Here is a 17,625-nt window from a genome sequence, read left to right on the forward strand (position 1 = left end):
AGCCTGTAGATTCACTTCTACCGCAGAGGTTCGCGCCAAGATGTTTCATATAGTGGATGTGCCTGATGTTGCATCCTGGACTGGTTATATATACAGTACCTCCTTGCCCAGCCATCGCCGATATGAATTTCCCCGCACCATGCCACCCGAACTCGCCCAGGACGTCCCCGACACCAGCAGCCCGCCCACCGGCGAGCGCGACCCGTTTGCGCGCCTGAACGCACAGCAGCGCGAGGCGGTCGAGCATGGCAGCGCCTTGCCGGCAGCACAACAGCCGCCGCTGCTCATCGTGGCCGGTGCCGGGTCGGGCAAGACCAATACCCTGGCGCACCGGGTCGCCAGGCTGATCCTCGACGGGGCCGACCCGCAACGCATCCTGCTGCTGACCTTCTCGCGCCGGGCGGCTGCCGACATGGGCCGGCGCGTGGGCCAGGTGATCCGCCAGGTGCTGGGGCTGGCGGCCACCGACAGCCCGCCGCAACTGCCCTGGTCAGGCACCTTCCACGCCATCGGCGCGCGGCTGTTGCGCGAGTACGCGGCCGTCATCGGCCTGGAAGAAGACTTCACCATCCAGGATCGCGGCGATTCCGAAGACCTGATCGGCCTGCTGCGCCACGAGATGGGGCTGTCCTCTACCGACAAGCGTTTTCCGCTGAAGGGCACTTGCCTGTCGATTTATTCACGTGCGGTCAATACCCGGCAAGACCTGGGCACCGTGCTGCAGACACAATTCCCCTGGTGCCGGGAATGGGAGAGGCTGCTGGGCGAACTTTTTACCCGTTATGTCGAGGCCAAGGAAGCACAGCACGTGCTCGATTACGACGACCTGCTGCTGTTCTGGGCCGACATGCTATCCGACCACGAGATTGCGCAATCGGTCGGGGCGCGCTTCGATCATGTGCTGGTGGATGAATACCAGGACACCAACCGCCTGCAAGCCGAGATCCTGCAACGAATGAAGCCCGATGGCGCCGGCGTGACCGCCGTGGGTGACGATGCCCAGTCCATCTATTCCTTCCGGGGCGCGACGGTGCGCAACATCCTCGATTTTCCCGAGCTGTTCACCCAGCCGGCGCGGCTGTTGACGCTGGAACAGAATTACCGCTCCACGCAGCCCATCCTGCAGGCCTCCAACGCCGTCATCGCCGATGCGCCGGAACGGCACGTCAAGCAGCTCTGGAGCGACAAGCCGTCCTCACAGAAGCCGCAACTGGTGGTCATCCCGGATGAGGCCGAACAGGCGCGCTGGGTGGCCAACCGCATCCTGGCGCAGCGTGAAGAAGGGCTCACCCTGAAATCCCAGGCGGTGCTGTTTCGTACCGCCACCCACAGCGCGGCGCTGGAACTGGAGCTGGTCCGGCGCAACATCCCCTTCGTGAAGTTCGGCGGACTCAAATTCCTGGAAAGCACCCACATCAAGGACCTGCTCTCGCTGCTGCGCCTGGCGCACAATCCCAGCGGGCGCATGGCGGGCTTCCGGGCGCTGCAACTGATTCCCGGGATCGGTCCCGCTACGGCCAGGAAGGTACTGGACCTCATGGCCGCCGCCAGCGACCCGGCCGATGCGCTGCTGAACTTCGGCGCACCCGCCAGTATCGCCCTGCAATGGCAGGCCTTTGCCGACACCTACGACCTGATGCGCCGCGCCAGTGCCAGCTGGCCGACCGACATCCAGGCCGCGCGCGACTGGTATCTGCCGCAACTGGAGCAGCGCTATGAAGACGCTGATGCCCGCGCCGCCGACATCGAGCAACTGACCGCGCTGGCCAATGGCTATGCCTCGCGCGAGAAATTCCTGACCGAACTGACGCTGGATCCGCCCGAAGCCAGCAGCGACTTCTCCGCTCCGCCCTACCGCGACGAGGATTACCTGACGCTCTCCACCATCCACTCCGCCAAGGGCCAGGAATGGCGCTCGGTCCACGTGCTCAACGTGGTCGATGGCTGCATCCCGTCGGACCTGGCCACCGGCAGCGAGGCCGAGATCGCCGAGGAGCGGCGCCTGCTCTACGTAGCCATGACGCGCGCCAAGGAGTATCTGCACCTGGTGGTGCCGCAGCGCTTCTACATCACCCAGCAAACCGCGCAGGGCGACCGCCACGTCAATGGCATCCGCAGCCGCTTCATCACGCCGCGCATGCTGCCCTTCTTTGAAGACAGCCTGTGGTTCTCGGCCGAGACCAATGGCGCGCGCACGCCCATGCCCGACAGCGTGCGCATGCTGGTGCGCCAGCGTGCAAAAAAGGCCTGGAACAGTGGCTGACCCCGCTTTGAAGTGAAGCCTTGTTCAGGCAAGCGGGGCCAAGCGGCGCGCCAGCCGCTAAAATAGCGCCCCATGAATCAACTCGACATCCTCATCCCCTTTGCCCTGCCCCCGGCTGAACTGGCGCGCGACCTGCTGCGCCAGAGCCAGGCACCAGCCCTGGCCATGCTGCTGGGCCGTGGCAAGGCCGCGCCACGCCAGGCGCATGATCCGTTTTCGCGCGCCCTGCCGCATGAGCACTGGCTGGCCCGCCGCTTCGGCCTGCCGCCCGCGCCCCAGGATTCCAGCCCCGCCGCCGCCAGCGCGCTGATGCAACGCCTGGGCCACACGCCTGCGGCCGGTCACTGGTTCGTGCTGCATCCAGCCCACATCCACGTGGCGCGTGACCACCTGGTGCTGACCGACATCGGCCAGCTGCAGTTGGAAGAGGATGAATCGCGCCGCCTGTTTGCCGCCGCCCTGCCCCTGTTCACCGAGATCGGCCATGAGCTGGTCTATGGCGATGCCCGCACCTGGTTCATCCGGGCCGACGCCTGGGCCGGGCTGCGCACCTCCACGCCCTCGGCCGCCAGCGGGCGCAACGTCGACATCTGGATGCCGGAAGGACCGGGCGAGCTGGCCTGGCGCAAGCTGCAGAACGAAGTGCAGATGCAGTGGTTTGCCGAGTCGCTCAACGAGCAGCGCGAAATACGTGGCCAGAAGGCCATCAATTCGATCTGGATCTGGGGTGGGGCCGATGCCGGCGTACACGCCGACGATACCTACGCCGAGCGCTTCGGCCTGCGCGGCTGGCTGCGCGCCTTCGGCCAAGAGCGCGCCGACGGTGGTGCGGCCCAAGTGGCCCAAGGCAGTGGCCATCGCCTGCTGGTGCTGGATGCACTGGCCGAAGCGGCGCTGGCTGAGGAATGGGGTCTGTGGCTGCAGCATCTGGAGCACCTGGACCGTGACTGGCTGGCCCCTTTGCTGGTGTCGCTGAAGGCCGGCACTCTGGAAGCGCTGAACCTGATCCTGACCGGCGCTGACCGCAGCCAGGAAGTGGCGGTCACGCGGGGCGCACTGCGCCGGTTCTGGCGTAAAGCTTCACTGTCGGGGCTGTCGGCATGATTCGCGTCACTACCCGCTCCTATGACATTTCCCAAGCTGAGCAACTGATTGCCGAAGGCGTGCACCCGGTGCTGGCGCGCGTCTATGCGGCGCGCGGCCTGTCCACCGCGCGTGAGCTAGCCAGCGAGCTCAATGCCTTGATCGCGCCATCCGGCCTGCTGCATATCGAGGCGGCCGCCATATACCTGGCCGATGCCATCGCCGAGCGCAAGAAGCTGGTCATCGTCGCCGACTACGACTGCGACGGCGCCACCGCCTGCGCCGTCGCCCTGCGCGGCCTGCGCCTGCTGGGTGCGCAGGTGGACTACATCGTGCCCAACCGCTTCGAATACGGTTATGGCCTCACGCCCGAGATCGTCGAACTGACCGTGCGCGAGAAGAATCCCGACATCATCGTCACCGTCGACAACGGCATCGCCAGCATCGACGGCGTGGCCGAAGCCAAGCGGCGCGGCATCGACGTCGTGGTGACCGACCACCACCTGCCGGGCGACGCCCTGCCGGACGCACGCGTGATCGTCAACCCCAACCAGCCGCAGTGCGGCTTCCCCAGCAAGAACCTGGCGGGCGTGGGGGTGATGTTCTACGTGCTGCTGGCCTTGCGCGCGGAGATGCGCAAGCGCGGCCTGTTCGATGCCCAGACCCAGCCGCGCCTGGACAGCCTGCTCGACCTGGTGGCACTGGGCACGGTGGCCGACGTAGTCAAGCTCGATGCCAACAACCGCATCCTGGTGGCCCAAGGCCTGAAGCGCATGCGCAGCGGCAAGATGCATCCCGGCATCGCCGCCCTGTTCCGCGCAGCCGGCCGCGAAGCGCGCCGCGCCACCCCGTTCGACCTCGGCTTTGCCGTGGGCCCGCGCCTGAACGCCGCCGGCCGCCTGGCCGACATGTCGCTGGGCATCGAATGCCTCACTACCGATGACGAAGGGCGCGCCTGGGCCATCGCCCAGCAACTCGATGCCATCAACCGCGAACGGCGCGACATCGAGGCCGGCATGCAGGATACCGCCCTGCTGCTGCTGGACGATTTCAATCCGGCCGACCGCCGTACGATCGCCATCTTTGATCCCTCCTGGCACCAGGGCGTGATCGGCATCGTGGCCTCGCGCCTGAAGGACAAGTTCTACCGCCCCACGATCACCTTCGCGCCGGGCGATGAAGGTTTCATCAAGGGCTCGGGCCGCTCGATTGCCGGCTTCCACCTGCGCGACGCGCTGGACCTGGTATCCAAGCACGCGCCTTCGGTGATGACCAAGTTCGGCGGCCATGCCATGGCGGCCGGATTGACCATCCATGCCGAAGCCTTCGATGCCTTCTCGCAGGCCTTCGAGGCGGTCGGCCGCGACTGGCTCACGCAGAACCAGCTGGAACGCGTCATCGAGACCGATGGCGAACTGGAGGACAGCTATTACTCGGTCGAATTCATCACCCTGATGGACCAGCAGGTCTGGGGCCAGGGCTTCGCGCCGCCGGTGTTCCGCGATCATTTCCGCGTGCTCAGCCAGCGTATCCTGAAGGAAAAGCACCTCAAGCTGCAGCTGGAAAAGGGCGGCCGCAAGTACGACGCCATCTGGTTCGGGCACACCGATGCCCTGCCCGATCATGCCCAGGTGGCCTTCCGGCTCGATGCCAATGAGTACAACGGCAAGACCACGGTGCAACTGATGGTCGAGCACGCAGAACCGGCCTGAACTGGCTCCGCTCCCCCCTGCCGGAGAACCGGCGATTCTCCCCAAGATTCTCTGGCGCGAGCCCGCGCCAGGGAAGGATTGCGGCATGGCAACACGCACAAAAAAAGCCGACAGGCGCTCCGTTGCAGTGGCACAATGTTGGCTTGGAGCGACTTCCGGATCGATTTGAGGGAAGCGGGTACCACGGGCGCTCCGAGGAATAACAACAACATCAAATCCCTGAATGAAGATCACGCGCATCCATTGCAGCCTGGTGACTCGTCTCGTCCTCTTCGGCCTCATGCTGATCGTGGTCAGTGCGGTCATGCGCTACAACATCCTGATCGGCTTTCTCGAAAAGGAGCAGGCCCAGGTCGCGGCCGAGCAGCAAAGCACGATCGCCAGCTATCTGGCAGAAGACATCGGCTACCGCGTGCAGGAACGTGCGCGCTACCTTGAACGCCTGGCGCAGCACCTTCCTCCCGCCATGCTGGCGGACCGCGCCGCCGTGCGCACCTGGCTGCAGGAACACCAGGAACTGCAGCCGCTGTTTGCCCAAGGCCTGTTCGTGGCCGACGCCAATGGCTTGATCGTGATCGACTATCCGACCCTGAACGGCCGGCGTGCCCTGTCGCTGACCCAGTACGCCGATTTCGAGCGCGTACTGCAGGGTGCTACCGTCATCTGCCCGCCCCTGGCCAGCCCGGCCAGCGGCAAACCCATCATCGCCATGCTCACTCCGCTGCGCAATGCCGAAGGCAAGGTGGTGGGCGTGCTGGGCGGCAGTACCGACCTCAACGCACCGGGCTTCCTCGACCATCTGCAGCGCGCAAAGCTGGGGCCGTCCGGCGGCTTCCAGCTGATTTCCCCGAACCAGCGCATGGTCATCGCCTCCAGCGACGAAGCCCTGTTCTACAGCCAGCTGCCGCCGGTCGGAAAGGATGCGCTGATGGACCAGGCCGTGCAACAAGGTTTCCGTGGCAATGGCGTGGGCGAGGCCGCCAACGGCGTCAATGAAATCAAGGCCTTTGCCTCGGTACCCGGCACTAGCTGGATGGTGGCCGTGACGCTGCCGCTGGCCGCCGCCCTGCCCACCGTGGCACACACCCGTGCCCTGATCGGACGCGGTGGACTGATCCAGGGTGGGATGGTGATCGTGCTGGTGATACTGGCCTATCTCTGGTTCTTCCGCCCCTTGCGCCGCGCCGCCGCACTGGCCGACCGCATGACCCGTGGCGAACTGCCGCTGTCGCCGCTGCCGGTGGAGCGGCGCGATGAAGTCGGGCACCTGACCATGGCCTTCAACGGCTTGCTGTCGCGCCTGAAACTGCACCAGGCCGAACTGCAGCACCAGGCGCACCACGATGTGCTCACCGGCCTGCCCAACCGCATGATGCTGGCCGAACGCATGGAAGCCGCCCTCACCCACGCCTGCCGCGAACGCAATGGGGTGGCGCTGCTGTTCCTCGATCTGGACGGTTTCAAGCCGATCAACGATACCCTCGGCCACAAGGCCGGCGATCTGGTGCTGCAGGAAATCACGCGGCGGCTGCGCCAGGTGGCCCGCCATGGCGATACGCTGGCGCGCGTGGGCGGCGATGAATTCGTGCTGCTCATCACCGACCTCGGCCAGCCCTATGAAAACGGCGCACAGGTGCTGGCAGAAAAATGCATCCGGGTGGTCTCCGAAACGCTGCATCTGGCGCAGGGCGAGTACCAGCTGGGCGTCTCGGTGGGCATTGCCGTATGTGATGGCAGCTGCGACGCCGACAGCCTGCTGCAGGCCGCCGACAAAGCCATGTACGCCGCCAAGGGCAATGGGCGTGGTTGCTACGTGATTGCGCCGGCGCAATCCGTCGTGGTGGATGAAATCAACGCACCGGCAGGAACTGCAGGAATGACCCGCCCAGCAGGTTCTGCACATAGCTGATACCAGCGCGGCGATAGCGCTCGGTCATGAATTCGGCCATCAGGTCGAGACGGCCGACGATCTTGCCGAATTCCCGTTCAAAACTCAGGTTGCGCGCGTCGCTGCCGATCTCGTCGGACAGCAGCAGGGGCGTGCCGTTGGCATTCTTGCGGCTGGAGAGAATCCAGGCGGCGATTTCCACATTGCGCGCGGCATTGTAGAGATGCTGGGCGTCGAGCCCGTCGACCAGGAAGAATTCGATCTTGTTGCCATGCGCGACGATGATCATGTCGGCAGTCGCATCGATGAAGGCCGCGACCCGATCCCCCTTGAACTCCGGTGACAAGGCCAGCGTCATGGCCTGGATGTCGCGCTTGCCCTGCAATTCGGGCCAGGCCTGGCGCTGCTCGATGGCTTGTTTGACCTTTTTCTCGGCCTCCTCGCGGGTGGCAGCGGTTTTCTTCCATTCTGCCGGGTTGCGCCGATACAGCTTGGACATCAGCAGGTACAGGCTATCGAGATTGGCGCGCATGGCCAGGGTGGCCACACGGTTGCTGTCGGATTGCCCCATCTCGCGTGAACTGGCCTCGGCCCCCTTGACTTCGCCATGCGGCGCGGGGGGCGAGGCGCAGCCGCCCAACAGGGTGGCGCACAGCAAGGACAGGGGCAGAAGGGAGAACAGCTTTCTGGTCATCGGCGGGCGGGACGAAACGAGCTGATAGGACTGATCCTAGCAGAATGCGTTCCGTCCGCCCCCTTCAGGCTGAAGCCTTTTGCTTCACATCAGGCCTTGCCGGTCTGCGGCAAACCGGTCAGGTAGCCCACGGTGGCACCGAAGCGGTCCTTGAAGTTGGCGCGCACCAGGGGATCGAGGGTGTCCTTGACCTTGTCGTGCAAGCCTTTCTCCCAATCGCCGGCGTGCTGGAAGTTGCTCATCACGTAGGTCCAGCCGTTGATCTCATCCACCGCATGCAGGCCGGTCGATTCAGCGCCCGCCGGGCAGGACAGCACGCGGGTGAGCGCCTTGGTATCGACGTTGTAGGCCCACAGGAAGTTGTTGACGTGCATGCCGCTGTCTTCACCGATGAACAAGGTACGCAGCTTTTCCGAGAACTTGATGTTGTCCGGATTGGCGATGTGTTCCTGGTCGGCCAGGTTGCCCAAGGCATCCGGGGTCTTCAGGTCCACGCCCACCAGGGCAGCCGGCGGAGCCATGTCGATGGCCACCCATTCACTGTCGATGGCATTGCCACCGGCATCGCGCTGACCACCGCGCAGGTTCAGGGCATACACGGCGCCGGCCTTGGGGCCTTCGACCTTGATGTGGCCGGAGCCATTGAGCATCGAGGTCTGCACATAGGACATGGCCGAATAGGCGATCTTGTCGCGGGCATTGACGGTGGTGCCTTCCATCTTGGTGAAGCCCAGGCTGCCACCTGCCAGTGCCGCGTAGCGGTGGGTTTCCAGGAAGGCGGCGGCCTTCTGCATGCCCGGCTTGACGCGCACCCAGTTGAACTTGCCATTGAACGGGATCTTGGAGAAGGAACCGTCAGCCGGATCAGTGGTGCGGATGTCCATGATGTCGGAGGACTTGTAGCGGTCCGCCATGGCCTTGATTTCGGCACTGGTGGCGCTGCCCAGGCGTACCCAGGACAGCTTGCCGGCACCCGGACCAACGCCCGAGACCTGCTCCCAGCGCGCCACATAAAGGGTGCCCGAGGACAGGTCTGCGGCGCGATCGGCGATGAACATGAACAGGCCGCCATTGGTGGCATCATCCCCCATGAGCACCGTGCGCTGGTCCGGCATGACCTGTACCAGCTCGTGCGAGATGCGGCCCAGGCAATAGTGCTTCTTGATGGAACCGGTGCCGTCCGGGTTGACGGTCACTTCCGGCAGGTGGCCATAGTGATAGGGATTGGCGCGGTTCTCGTCGCCATACAGGTTCTTGCTGAAGGCCTTGAATTGCGGATTGGAAGCGATGGCCGAGGCATCCGGTTCATATTCTTCCGACGACAGGTGCGTATTCCAGGGCGACAGGCTGGCACCGCAAGTGATCCACAGGCCGTTGACCTGGGAGGTATCAACATTGTGGTACTGCACCAGCGACAGCTTGCCCGACGAAGGATCCTGGTCCAGGGTCAGCACGGCGATGGGCGACGGCAGCTGGCCGTACATGGCCGCCTGCTTCTGGTCGCGCGTGGTGTATTCGAATTGCACCACGGCAAATACCGCATTGCCCTTAACGCCCGGCACCTTGGCACCGGCCACGGTCAGCAGCGAAGAGCCGTCCGGGCAGTCGGAATAGAACTGGCGCTCCTTGCCCGGCACCGAGCGGTCGATGATGGGCTGGTTGTTGATGTCCAGGTAGCCGCCGGCGAGGATGCTGCCGCCCTTGCCGTTCGGGACCATGTCGCCGGTCATGAAGAAAGGCTGATAGGCCAGCTTGTAGCTCTGCTTGCTGCCATCTGCAAAAGTCACTTCCAGGGCCGAGCCGACGGTGGTGGCGGCCATGGCGGCCGGGTTGTCCAGGGTCGGGGCCGGCATGCCGGTGAAACGCGCCGAGGCGAAAGGCTTGCCCGCACCCGGGGTGGCGCAGGCGGCCAGCAGGGCCGAGGCCGACAGGCCGCCCGCCAGCGGCAGCAGGGGCGCGGCGCCCAGGGCCTTGAGCAGGTTGCGGCGGCCGGCTTGCGGCTGGTCGGCGACGGTTGGGGTGGCGGTGGGGGCAGGCTGTCTCATCGAGGATTCTCCGGTGGTGGCTAGCAGATGTCGGGCAGCGGCGGACGCACCCGTCAGTATTTTGTCAGTCAAACAAGCGCGCCGATGGTAGCGACGGAAAATGACAGGCGCGTGACGGGGGTGAAACTGCCCTCCTCCTCTTGTATAATTCGAGGTTTGATCGCAAAAGAAACCATCATGGAAGCAGAACGCCTCAATTCCCTCCAATCCTTGCTCGATGATCTGGCCACCCGTGCCACCGAGCTTCGGAGGTATCTTTGACTTCGATGTGAAGTCGGAGAAACTCGAACAAGTCAACGCCGAACTGGAAGACCCCAACGTCTGGAACGACCAGAAGCGGGCCCAGGACCTCGGCAAGGAAAAGAAATCGCTGGAAGCGATCGTCCACACCCTCATCAAGATCGACAGCGAGCTCAGCGATGCGCGTGACCTCTTCGAGATGGCCCGCGAGGAAAAGGACGAGGACACCATCGTCGCCATCGAAGCCGATGCCGAGACCCTGAAGAAGCTGGTCGAAGACATGGAATTCCGCCGCATGTTCAGCGGCCCCATGGACGCCAACAACTGCTTCATCGACATCCAGGCCGGTGCCGGCGGTACCGAAGCCCAGGACTGGGCTTCCATGCTGCTGCGCCAATACCTGCGCTACTGCGAGCGCAAGGGCTTCAAGGCCGAAATCCTGGAACAGTCCGACGGTGAAGTGGCCGGCATCAAGACCGCCACCATCAAGGTCGAGGGCGAATACGCCTATGGCTTCCTGCGCACCGAAACGGGTGTGCACCGCCTGGTGCGCAAGTCGCCGTTCGACTCGTCCAATGGCCGCCATACCTCGTTCTCGAGCCTGTTCGTCTACCCCGAAGTGGATGAATCCTTCGAGATCGAGATCAACCCGGCTGATGTGCGGGTGGACACCTACCGTGCCTCCGGCGCGGGTGGCCAGCACATCAACAAGACCGACTCCGCCGTGCGCCTGACGCACGCCCCGACGGGCATTGTCGTGCAATGCCAGAACGACCGCAGCCAGCACCGCAACCGGGCCGAGGCCTGGGACATGCTGCGCGCCAAGCTGTTCGAACTGGAACTGCGCAAGCGCATGAGCGAACAGCAGAAGCTGGAAGACTCCAAGACCGACGTCGGCTGGGGCCACCAGATCCGCTCCTACGTGCTGGACCAGTCCCGCATCAAGGACCTGCGTACCAACTTCGAAACCGGCAATACCAAGGCCGTCCTCGATGGCGACATCGACGACTTCATCGCGGCCTCGCTGAAACAGGGCGTCTGATCCCGGTGGCCGCGCGGCCTTGCTGCGCGGCCTGCACTTGCTGATCCGACCGTTCAACCTTCAAGAATTCCAACCATGACCACGCAAAACACCCCCGCCGCCCAGCCGGCAGCCGACGAGAACAGCATCATCGCCGAGCGCCGCGCCAAGCTGGCCGCCATCCGCGAGCAGGGCGTCGCCTTCCCCAACGATTTCCGCCCGGCCAACAATGCCGCCGACCTGCACGCCAAGTACGATGGCCTGGAGAATGAAGCGCTGGAAGCAGAACCGGTCCAGGTCACCGTGGCAGGCCGCATGATGTTGAAGCGTGTCATGGGCAAGGCGGCCTTCGCCACCCTGCAGGACGCCTCGGGCGTGCGCGCCGACGGCCGCATCCAGCTCTACGTGACCCGCGACGTCACCGGCGAAGAAGCCATGGCCGCCTTCAAGCACTATGACCTGGGCGATATCCTGGGCGCTGAAGGCACCCTCTTCAAGACCAAGACCGGCGAGCTGTCCATCAAGGTCACCAAGTTGAAACTCATCACCAAGTCGCTGCGCCCGCTGCCGGACAAGTTCCACGGCCTGGCCGACCAGGAAATGAAGTATCGCCAGCGCTACGTGGACCTGATCATGAGCGAAGAGACGCGCCGCACCTTCAAGGCGCGTACTGCAGCGATGTCGTCGATCCGCCGCTTCATGGAAACCAACGGTTTCATGGAAGTGGAAACCCCGATGCTGCACCCGATCCCGGGCGGCGCGGCGGCCAAGCCCTTCATCACCCACCACAATGCGCTGGACATGCAGATGTTCATGCGCATCGCCCCCGAGCTGTACCTGAAGCGCCTGGTGGTGGGCGGTTTCGAGCGCGTCTTCGAGGTCAACCGCAACTTCCGCAATGAAGGCGTCTCGCCGCGTCACAACCCCGAATTCACGATGATGGAGTTCTACGCCGCCTACGTGGATTACCAGTGGCTGATGGGCTTCACCGAACAGGTGATCCGCCAGGCCGCCATCGACGCCCACGGCACCGCCGTGCTGACCTATCAGGGCCGCGAGCTGGACCTGTCCAAGCCCTTCGACCGCCTGACCATCACCGGCGCGATCCTGAAGTACGCTCCGAACTACACCGAAGCGCAACTGGCCGACATCGACTTCCTGCGCACTGAACTCAAGAAGTTCGGCGTCAAGACCGACCAGGCCCCGCTGGCCGGTGCCGGCATCGGCGCGCTGCAACTGGCGCTGTTCGAAGAAACGGCTGAATCGCAGCTGTGGAACCCGACCTACATCATCGATTACCCGGTCGAAGTCTCTCCGCTGGCGCGCGCTTCCGACACGGTCGCCGGCATCACCGAGCGCTTCGAGCTGTTCATCACCGGCCGCGAGATCGCCAACGGCTTCTCCGAGTTGAATGACGCTGAAGACCAGGCCGCCCGCTTCCAGGCGCAAGTGGCCGCCAAGGACGCTGGCGATGAAGAAGCCATGTACTACGACGCCGACTACATCCGTGCCCTGGAATACGGCATGCCGCCGGCCGGTGGCTGCGGCATCGGCATCGACCGCCTCATGATGCTGATCACCGACTCGCCCAACATCCGCGACGTGATCCTGTTCCCGCACCTGCGCCGCGAAGACTGATCGTCACGCGGGACGGCGCTGCGCTGCTCCCGTGTTGGCGCATCCAGCCTTGCTCCCTCCGCATCCCGCCCGGGATGCGGAACCCCATCCTCCCTGTACGCCCCTCCCTTCCTGCCTGAAACACCCTTCGATTGCTTCAGAGCAGCGTTGTCTTGCCGCAAACCCGTGTCCAGTCCGTCTGTTGCAGGATTACAAGTCCTTACAACTGACACAGAATCGGGATTTTTTTTGGCCCATGACCACTCCATAATCCAGTCATCCACTCATCAACGACAACAGAACAACTAGAGAGGTCATCATGGAAACCAATGCCAATACCAATACCCCGCAAAACCTGAACGCAAGCAACAACGCCGTGAGCCAGCCTTCCGCACCTGCTTCGTCGGGACGGATTCATCCGCTGGTCGCCGGCGCCTCGGTGGCCGTGATTCTGGTCAGCCTGATCGGCGTGGCCGCGATGACGGGTCTGTTGCCCAACTCCAAAAGCGCCAATTCGCCGCAGCAGGTCGCGGCCATGGAGCAAACCGGTCAGGGCCAGCAACCGCTGGTGCAGCAACAAGCTCCGCAATCCACCTCTTACCAGCCGCAACAGGGCGCCTATCCGGCCCAGGCAGCAGCGCCCGTGGCCCAGCGCGCCTCGGCCGTCTGCAGCAGCTGCGGTGAAGTGATCGGCGTACGTACCGTGCGCCACAGTGTCCCGACCAGCGGTGTGGGTATTGCTGGCGGCGCCGTGGTCGGCGGCCTGCTGGGCAACCAGATCGGTGGCGGTACCGGCCGTACCCTGGCCACCATTGCCGGTGCTGTCGGCGGCGGTTACGCCGGCAACGAAGTGGAAAAGAACGTGCGCTCCACCACCAGCTACGTCGTCGACGTGCGCATGGACAACGGCAAGACCCGCAGCTTCCCGCAAACCAGCGAAAACTGGCGTGTCGGCGACCAGGTGCGCGTGGTCAATGGCCGCCTGGAAGGCCGCGGTTAAGTCCGACAGCCCCTTCGCCCGGTCTCCGGGCGCGAGCAAACAAGCCCTTCGAGTCGCCTCGAAGGGCTTTTTCTTTGTTGTCGTTTAACCGCCCGGTATTTGTCTTTTGGTGCTGGATATGAAGATTTGTGCACCAATTGCGTCTTTACAACGTTATCCTGACATCAGATTGTCATTTTCCTGCCGGATGGCATGTCAGGCCACCCTTACCCGGCGTTTCCGGGAAGGCAATTGATAAACGCTGGCAACACTCCAACGAGGCAGTTAGACTTTCGCGAAAAGTCATCCGCCTGGACGGCAGCGGAGTTGGTAGTCGGGAAACAGAACGCTGAAGCGTCGACCCGCTTACTCGTACTGAACGGGGGGCGAAGAATTCGCCAGGCCGCGCCCACAGGGCGCGAAAAGCGTTTGAAGATTTATGGACTCACTGTCATCCACCGATACCAGCAGCCCGGCCAGCACAGCGGCCGAGCCTGCCGAGCAACGTCAAGCCGAAGAACGACATGGCGGCCCGCACAAGGAGCATGCGGTCATCCTGCTGCACGGCCTGTGCGGCTCGCAACTGGAAATGGGGTCCATCCCCAAACAGCTGAAGAAGGCTGGCTGTACCGTCATCCCGCTCAACATCGACAACTATTCCGCTGCCCTGACCAATCCGCGCGTCTCGCCCAATTGGGAAGACTGGTGCGCCGTGGTCGAAAGCCGGGTGGCGCGTCTGAAGGAAGAATTCCGTACCGTCTCGTTGTGCGGCCTGTCCATGGGCGCCACGCTGGCGCTGGCCGTGGCGGCGCGCAGCAAGGAACTGCTGTCGGTGGTACTGCTCTCGCCGGTGCTGCAATACGATGGCTGGTCAGTGCCCTGGTACTGGAAAATGCTGACCGTGGTCTATGACATGGGCGTGCGCAACTGGTCCTACAAGGAAAGCGAACCCTACGGCATCAAGAATTACGAAATGCGCCGCCGTGTGGCCGCCGCACTGGAGAAGGATGGCGTGGCTGCTGTCGGTGCCGCTTCGATCCCGGCACGCCACCTGCGCGCCGCCCTGCGCATGATCGCATTCGTGCGCAAGTCCCTGCCCCTGGTCCGCACCGATACCCTGATCATTCACTCCATCGACGATGAAACCGCATCGCCGCGCAATGCCGAGCTGATCCTGCAACAGATCAACGCCGAGGTACGCAAGGTGATCTGGCTGGGCGACTGTTATCACATCATCACCGTCGACAATGAACGTGAAATCGTCACCAACGAAACCGTGATGTTCATCAAGCGCAGCATCGAGATCCACGGCAACGAGATGAACCGCAAGTATCTAGCCCATGCCTCGCCACTGAAGGACAGACGGCACTGACTTGATGTGCAGATACAACGCAGCCCGGCAATTTGGCCGCCAGTAAGTCTTTTGACAGACAGCATTCTTAACATGAGCCCATTGCACCGCCGTGCAATGTGAACCAAGATGGATACGACGCGCCCCCACTCCAAGACCATCATGAGCCTGATCCGACTCAAGAACGCCAAAAGCTGGCGCCCGCAGGGCTTCAGGCCGTTGTACGTCAGTACGTTCGGCTTCGTCGCCGCCTTCGGGCTGCGCTATGTGCTGGCGCCTTTTGTCGAGGAATCGCTGTCGATGCTGTTCTTTGCCGTCAATTGCATCGTGATGAGCTATCTGTTCGGCTATCTGTATTCCCTGGGCCTGCTGGCCATCAGCATCCCCACGGCCATGTTCTTCTTCCGCAAGCCGTATTACACGATGGACGGGCTCAACGACAAGGACATCTTCCTGATCCTGGTCTACATGGTCATCGTCGCCACCGCCTCGATCATCATCGAGTGGCTGCAGCGCGAGCGCTATGCCGCGGTGCTGCAGCAGCGCGTATCGGAAACCCGCTATCGCCTGCTGATCGAATCGGACCAGGCGCGCCGTGCCGAATACGCCAGGCAATTCGAAAGCAGCGCCCGCGAAAGCGCCTGATTTCGATCCGCACCGGGGCTGCCGGCAACACCTGCGCAGCCCATCAGGAAGCTCCTGATACCCTGCCCGCAGCCTCTCCCCTAAGATGCCTCCATACCAGCAAGGAGGCTGCCATGTCCCTGACCCATCACCTGCCCAGCGTACTCGTCGTCGATGTCGACCTGGACGCCATCGAAACCGCCCGCTTCGCCGTCTGGCGCAGCCAGTTGCCCTGCCAGTTCGATTGGTTCGACGATGCCGAACTGGCCAATGCTTCGCTGCTGACCAAGGCCCTGTGCCGCAGCAAGGAGCTGCCGGCCCTGATCCTGCTGGATCCGCGCAGCTTTACCGGCACCGAAGGGTATGAATTGCTGCGCACCCTGTGCATCTACCAGCAACTGGCGCATATCCCGCTGGTGCTGTTCACGGCCGCGCCGATGTCCGCCGATTTCGCCCAGGAACAGGACAGCCGCATCTGGTATGCCGCCAAGCCGGCCCGCGCGGCCGATTACATGGACCTGGTCACGCGCTGCGTGAAGCAGCGCCTGCATCAGCCGGCCACGCTCTGATCACGCTGCACGCGCCTGACGATCCTCGCCAGGCGCCTGATCAGCGCGGCGTATTGCTCTTGCGAGGTATTGCCGTAACCGATCACCAGCCCGTTGTTGCCAGCCTGCGCCGGCCCTGCCGAAAACGACGACAGCGCCCCGACGTTCATGCCCGCCGCCCGCGCCGCTGTACTCACGGCGGTATCCGGACAATCCGGCGGCAGCCGCAAGGTCAAATGCAAGCCGCTGTCGCCCCCTGAGATGCCGAACTCCGGCAACTGCGCCTGCAAGGCCGCGCGCAGAGCCTGCTGGCGCTCCCGATAGAGCCGTTTCATGCGTCCCAGATGGCGCGCGAACTGGCCGCCGGCCATGAACTCCGCCAACGCCAGCTGCTCCAGCCGGTGCCCGCCGCGCAACAATTCGGACAGCGCGCGCCCCGCCCCCTCTCCCACGGAAGACGGCAGTACCAGAAAACCGATGCGCAAGCCCGGAAACAGGGTCTTGCTGAAGGTGCCCACGTACAGCACCGGCGCATCCGGCACCAGTCCCTGCATGGCCGGGATGGGATGGCCGTGATGGCGGAAGTCGCTGTCGTAATCGTCCTCGATGATCCAGCAGCCGTGTTCACGGGCCCGCGCGATGAGCGCCAGCCGCCGCGCCAGCGACAGTACCGCGCCGGTCGGATATTGGTGCGAAGGCGTCACATGGATCAGCCGGGGCGGCGAGCGCCAGGCCCGCTCGGCAATCAGGATGCCCTCCTCGTCGACCGGCATGGAACGAATCTTCATATCGCCTGCATGGAAGGCGGCACGCACCCCGCCATAGCCGGGATCCTCCAGCCAGGCGCGCTCACCCGGATTGGCAAAGAGCCGCACGCACAGCGACAGCGCTCCTTGTGAGCCCTCGGTCACCACTACCTGTCCCGCTTCGCAACGCACGCCGCGAGCCACCCGCAGATATTGCGCGATGGCCTCGCGCAAGGCTGGCTCGCCCAGCGGATCGCCATAGGCCAGCGCCATCGGGCCGGCCCGTTTCAGCGCGCGCTCCTGCGCACGCAGCCAGGCATTGAGCGGAAAGCGATTGAGCGCCGGCATCCCCGGCGTGAGGGCCAGCCCGCGGTCGCCGGCATCGCGCGTGGGCTGCATGGTGCTGACCCGGCGCGATGGGCGTGCGTGGCCGGTGCGTGACGGAGAGGACACGGCATGCAGCCTTGCCGGCGCTGCCAGCAGGGTCGCCACGCGCGTTCCCTGCCGATCCGCTGCGGCATAGCCCTCGGCCACCAGTTGTTCATAGACAGCCAGCACGGTATTGCGGGCCACCTGCAACTGCTCGCACAGGCTGCGGGTGGAAGGCAGCCGACTGCCGGGCGGCAACTGGCCACCGAGGATGGCGCGCTTGAAGCGCGCCAGCAATTGCTGCTGGCGCGAGGCCGCGCCGGGCCGTACATCGAGCGGGGAAGACAGCAGGGAAAGTGGCATGGCAAGCGAGTTTTCGTGGCTCCATCAAATCATCGTCCTGTGGCACTTTTGATGATGCCACGAAAACGCTATCGTGCCAGCT

General features: G+C 64.0%; 13 protein-coding genes. 10 read left to right on the top strand and 3 right to left on the bottom strand.

The window, feature by feature from the left end:
- Positions 1-139 precede the first annotated feature (139 nt).
- The 4 genes from E2K99_RS14570 to E2K99_RS14585 all read left to right on the top strand — a co-directional run bounded on the left by E2K99_RS14570 (position 140) and on the right by E2K99_RS14585 (position 6,967).
- Positions 140-2,263, top strand: a complete 2,124-nt coding sequence (locus E2K99_RS14570; RefSeq protein WP_134222685.1) for an ATP-dependent helicase — start codon at positions 140-142, stop codon at positions 2,261-2,263.
- A 72-nt stretch (positions 2,264-2,335) separates the two neighbouring features.
- Positions 2,336-3,367 (top strand): hypothetical protein, encoded by a 1,032-nt coding sequence (locus E2K99_RS14575; RefSeq protein ID WP_134222686.1) that lies wholly within the window; start codon positions 2,336-2,338, stop codon positions 3,365-3,367.
- Positions 3,364-5,058 (top strand): single-stranded-DNA-specific exonuclease RecJ, encoded by a 1,695-nt coding sequence (recJ, locus tag E2K99_RS14580; RefSeq protein WP_134222687.1) that lies wholly within the window; start codon positions 3,364-3,366, stop codon positions 5,056-5,058. Before E2K99_RS14575 ends, recJ begins: the two co-directional genes overlap by 4 nt.
- 223 nt (positions 5,059-5,281) lie before the next feature.
- Positions 5,282-6,967 (top strand): diguanylate cyclase domain-containing protein, encoded by a 1,686-nt coding sequence (locus E2K99_RS14585; RefSeq protein WP_134222688.1) that lies wholly within the window; start codon positions 5,282-5,284, stop codon positions 6,965-6,967.
- On the opposite strand, the gene E2K99_RS14590 is transcribed toward E2K99_RS14585, so the two are convergent.
- Together E2K99_RS14590 and E2K99_RS14595 are read right to left on the bottom strand one after the other, a co-directional pair.
- Complete coding sequence (locus E2K99_RS14590) at positions 6,909-7,640, bottom strand: hypothetical protein (RefSeq protein WP_134222689.1); 732 nt, start codon at positions 7,638-7,640, stop codon at positions 6,909-6,911. The two genes, E2K99_RS14585 and E2K99_RS14590, sit on opposite strands and share 59 nt — an antisense overlap.
- An 89-nt stretch (positions 7,641-7,729) precedes the next feature.
- Positions 7,730-9,685: a PhoX family protein gene (locus E2K99_RS14595; RefSeq protein ID WP_134222690.1), complete on the bottom strand. Its 1,956-nt coding sequence runs from the start codon at positions 9,683-9,685 to the stop codon at positions 7,730-7,732.
- A gap of 177 nt (positions 9,686-9,862) precedes the next feature.
- On the opposite strand from E2K99_RS14595, the gene prfB reads away from it, so the two are divergent.
- The 6 genes from prfB to E2K99_RS14625 all read left to right on the top strand — a co-directional run bounded on the left by prfB (position 9,863) and on the right by E2K99_RS14625 (position 16,086).
- A protein-coding gene (prfB, locus tag E2K99_RS14600; RefSeq protein ID WP_134222691.1) for a peptide chain release factor 2 occupies positions 9,863-10,967 on the top strand; the annotation gives its coding sequence in 2 pieces (ribosomal slippage) (positions 9,863-9,943 and positions 9,945-10,967; 1,104 coding nt in all).
- Positions 10,968-11,042: 75 nt separating this feature from the next.
- Complete coding sequence (gene lysS, locus E2K99_RS14605) at positions 11,043-12,584, top strand: lysine--tRNA ligase (RefSeq protein ID WP_039785523.1); 1,542 nt, start codon at positions 11,043-11,045, stop codon at positions 12,582-12,584.
- Positions 12,585-12,882: 298 nt separating this feature from the next.
- The gene (locus tag E2K99_RS14610; RefSeq protein ID WP_134222692.1) at positions 12,883-13,563 is read left to right on the top strand and encodes a glycine zipper 2TM domain-containing protein; all 681 of its coding nucleotides are present in this window, start codon (positions 12,883-12,885) and stop codon (positions 13,561-13,563) included.
- A 418-nt stretch (positions 13,564-13,981) separates the two neighbouring features.
- Positions 13,982-14,914, top strand: a complete 933-nt coding sequence (locus E2K99_RS14615) for an alpha/beta hydrolase (RefSeq protein WP_134222693.1) — start codon at positions 13,982-13,984, stop codon at positions 14,912-14,914.
- 108 nt (positions 14,915-15,022) lie between these two features.
- The gene (locus E2K99_RS14620; RefSeq protein ID WP_134222694.1) at positions 15,023-15,538 is read left to right on the top strand and encodes a DUF4118 domain-containing protein; all 516 of its coding nucleotides are present in this window, start codon (positions 15,023-15,025) and stop codon (positions 15,536-15,538) included.
- 113 nt (positions 15,539-15,651) lie between these two features.
- A complete protein-coding gene (locus E2K99_RS14625) occupies positions 15,652-16,086 on the top strand; it encodes a response regulator (protein WP_134222695.1) in 435 nt (144 codons plus the stop codon).
- Here the strand turns inward: E2K99_RS14625 and pdxR are convergent.
- On the bottom strand, positions 16,068-17,543 hold the full coding sequence (gene pdxR, locus E2K99_RS14630) for a MocR-like pyridoxine biosynthesis transcription factor PdxR (RefSeq protein WP_134222696.1): 1,476 nt from the start codon (positions 17,541-17,543) through the stop codon (positions 16,068-16,070). The genes E2K99_RS14625 and pdxR overlap by 19 nt on opposite strands.
- Between the last annotated feature and the right edge of the window lie 82 nt (positions 17,544-17,625).

Origin of the sequence: Herbaspirillum huttiense (assembly GCF_004367745.1) — a bacterium.
GTDB classification, from domain to species: domain Bacteria; phylum Pseudomonadota; class Gammaproteobacteria; order Burkholderiales; family Burkholderiaceae_D; genus Herbaspirillum; species Herbaspirillum huttiense.

Excerpts from the sequence above, each read along its gene's own strand:
- E2K99_RS14570 (WP_134222685.1), top strand. The coding sequence starts at position 140 with ATGCCACCCGAACTCGCCCAGGACGTCCCCGACACCAGCAGCCCGCCC.
- lysS (WP_039785523.1), top strand. The coding sequence starts at position 11,043 with ATGACCACGCAAAACACCCCCGCCGCCCAGCCGGCAGCCGACGAGAAC.
- pdxR (WP_134222696.1), bottom strand. The coding sequence starts at position 17,543 with ATGCCACTTTCCCTGCTGTCTTCCCCGCTCGATGTACGGCCCGGCGCG.
- E2K99_RS14585 (WP_134222688.1), top strand. The coding sequence starts at position 5,282 with ATGAAGATCACGCGCATCCATTGCAGCCTGGTGACTCGTCTCGTCCTC.
- E2K99_RS14595 (WP_134222690.1), bottom strand. The coding sequence starts at position 9,685 with ATGAGACAGCCTGCCCCCACCGCCACCCCAACCGTCGCCGACCAGCCG.
- E2K99_RS14620 (WP_134222694.1), top strand. The coding sequence starts at position 15,023 with ATGGATACGACGCGCCCCCACTCCAAGACCATCATGAGCCTGATCCGA.
- E2K99_RS14575 (WP_134222686.1), top strand. The coding sequence starts at position 2,336 with ATGAATCAACTCGACATCCTCATCCCCTTTGCCCTGCCCCCGGCTGAA.
- E2K99_RS14625 (WP_134222695.1), top strand. The coding sequence starts at position 15,652 with ATGTCCCTGACCCATCACCTGCCCAGCGTACTCGTCGTCGATGTCGAC.
- recJ (WP_134222687.1), top strand. The coding sequence starts at position 3,364 with ATGATTCGCGTCACTACCCGCTCCTATGACATTTCCCAAGCTGAGCAA.
- E2K99_RS14610 (WP_134222692.1), top strand. The coding sequence starts at position 12,883 with ATGGAAACCAATGCCAATACCAATACCCCGCAAAACCTGAACGCAAGC.
- E2K99_RS14615 (WP_134222693.1), top strand. The coding sequence starts at position 13,982 with ATGGACTCACTGTCATCCACCGATACCAGCAGCCCGGCCAGCACAGCG.
- E2K99_RS14590 (WP_134222689.1), bottom strand. The coding sequence starts at position 7,640 with ATGACCAGAAAGCTGTTCTCCCTTCTGCCCCTGTCCTTGCTGTGCGCC.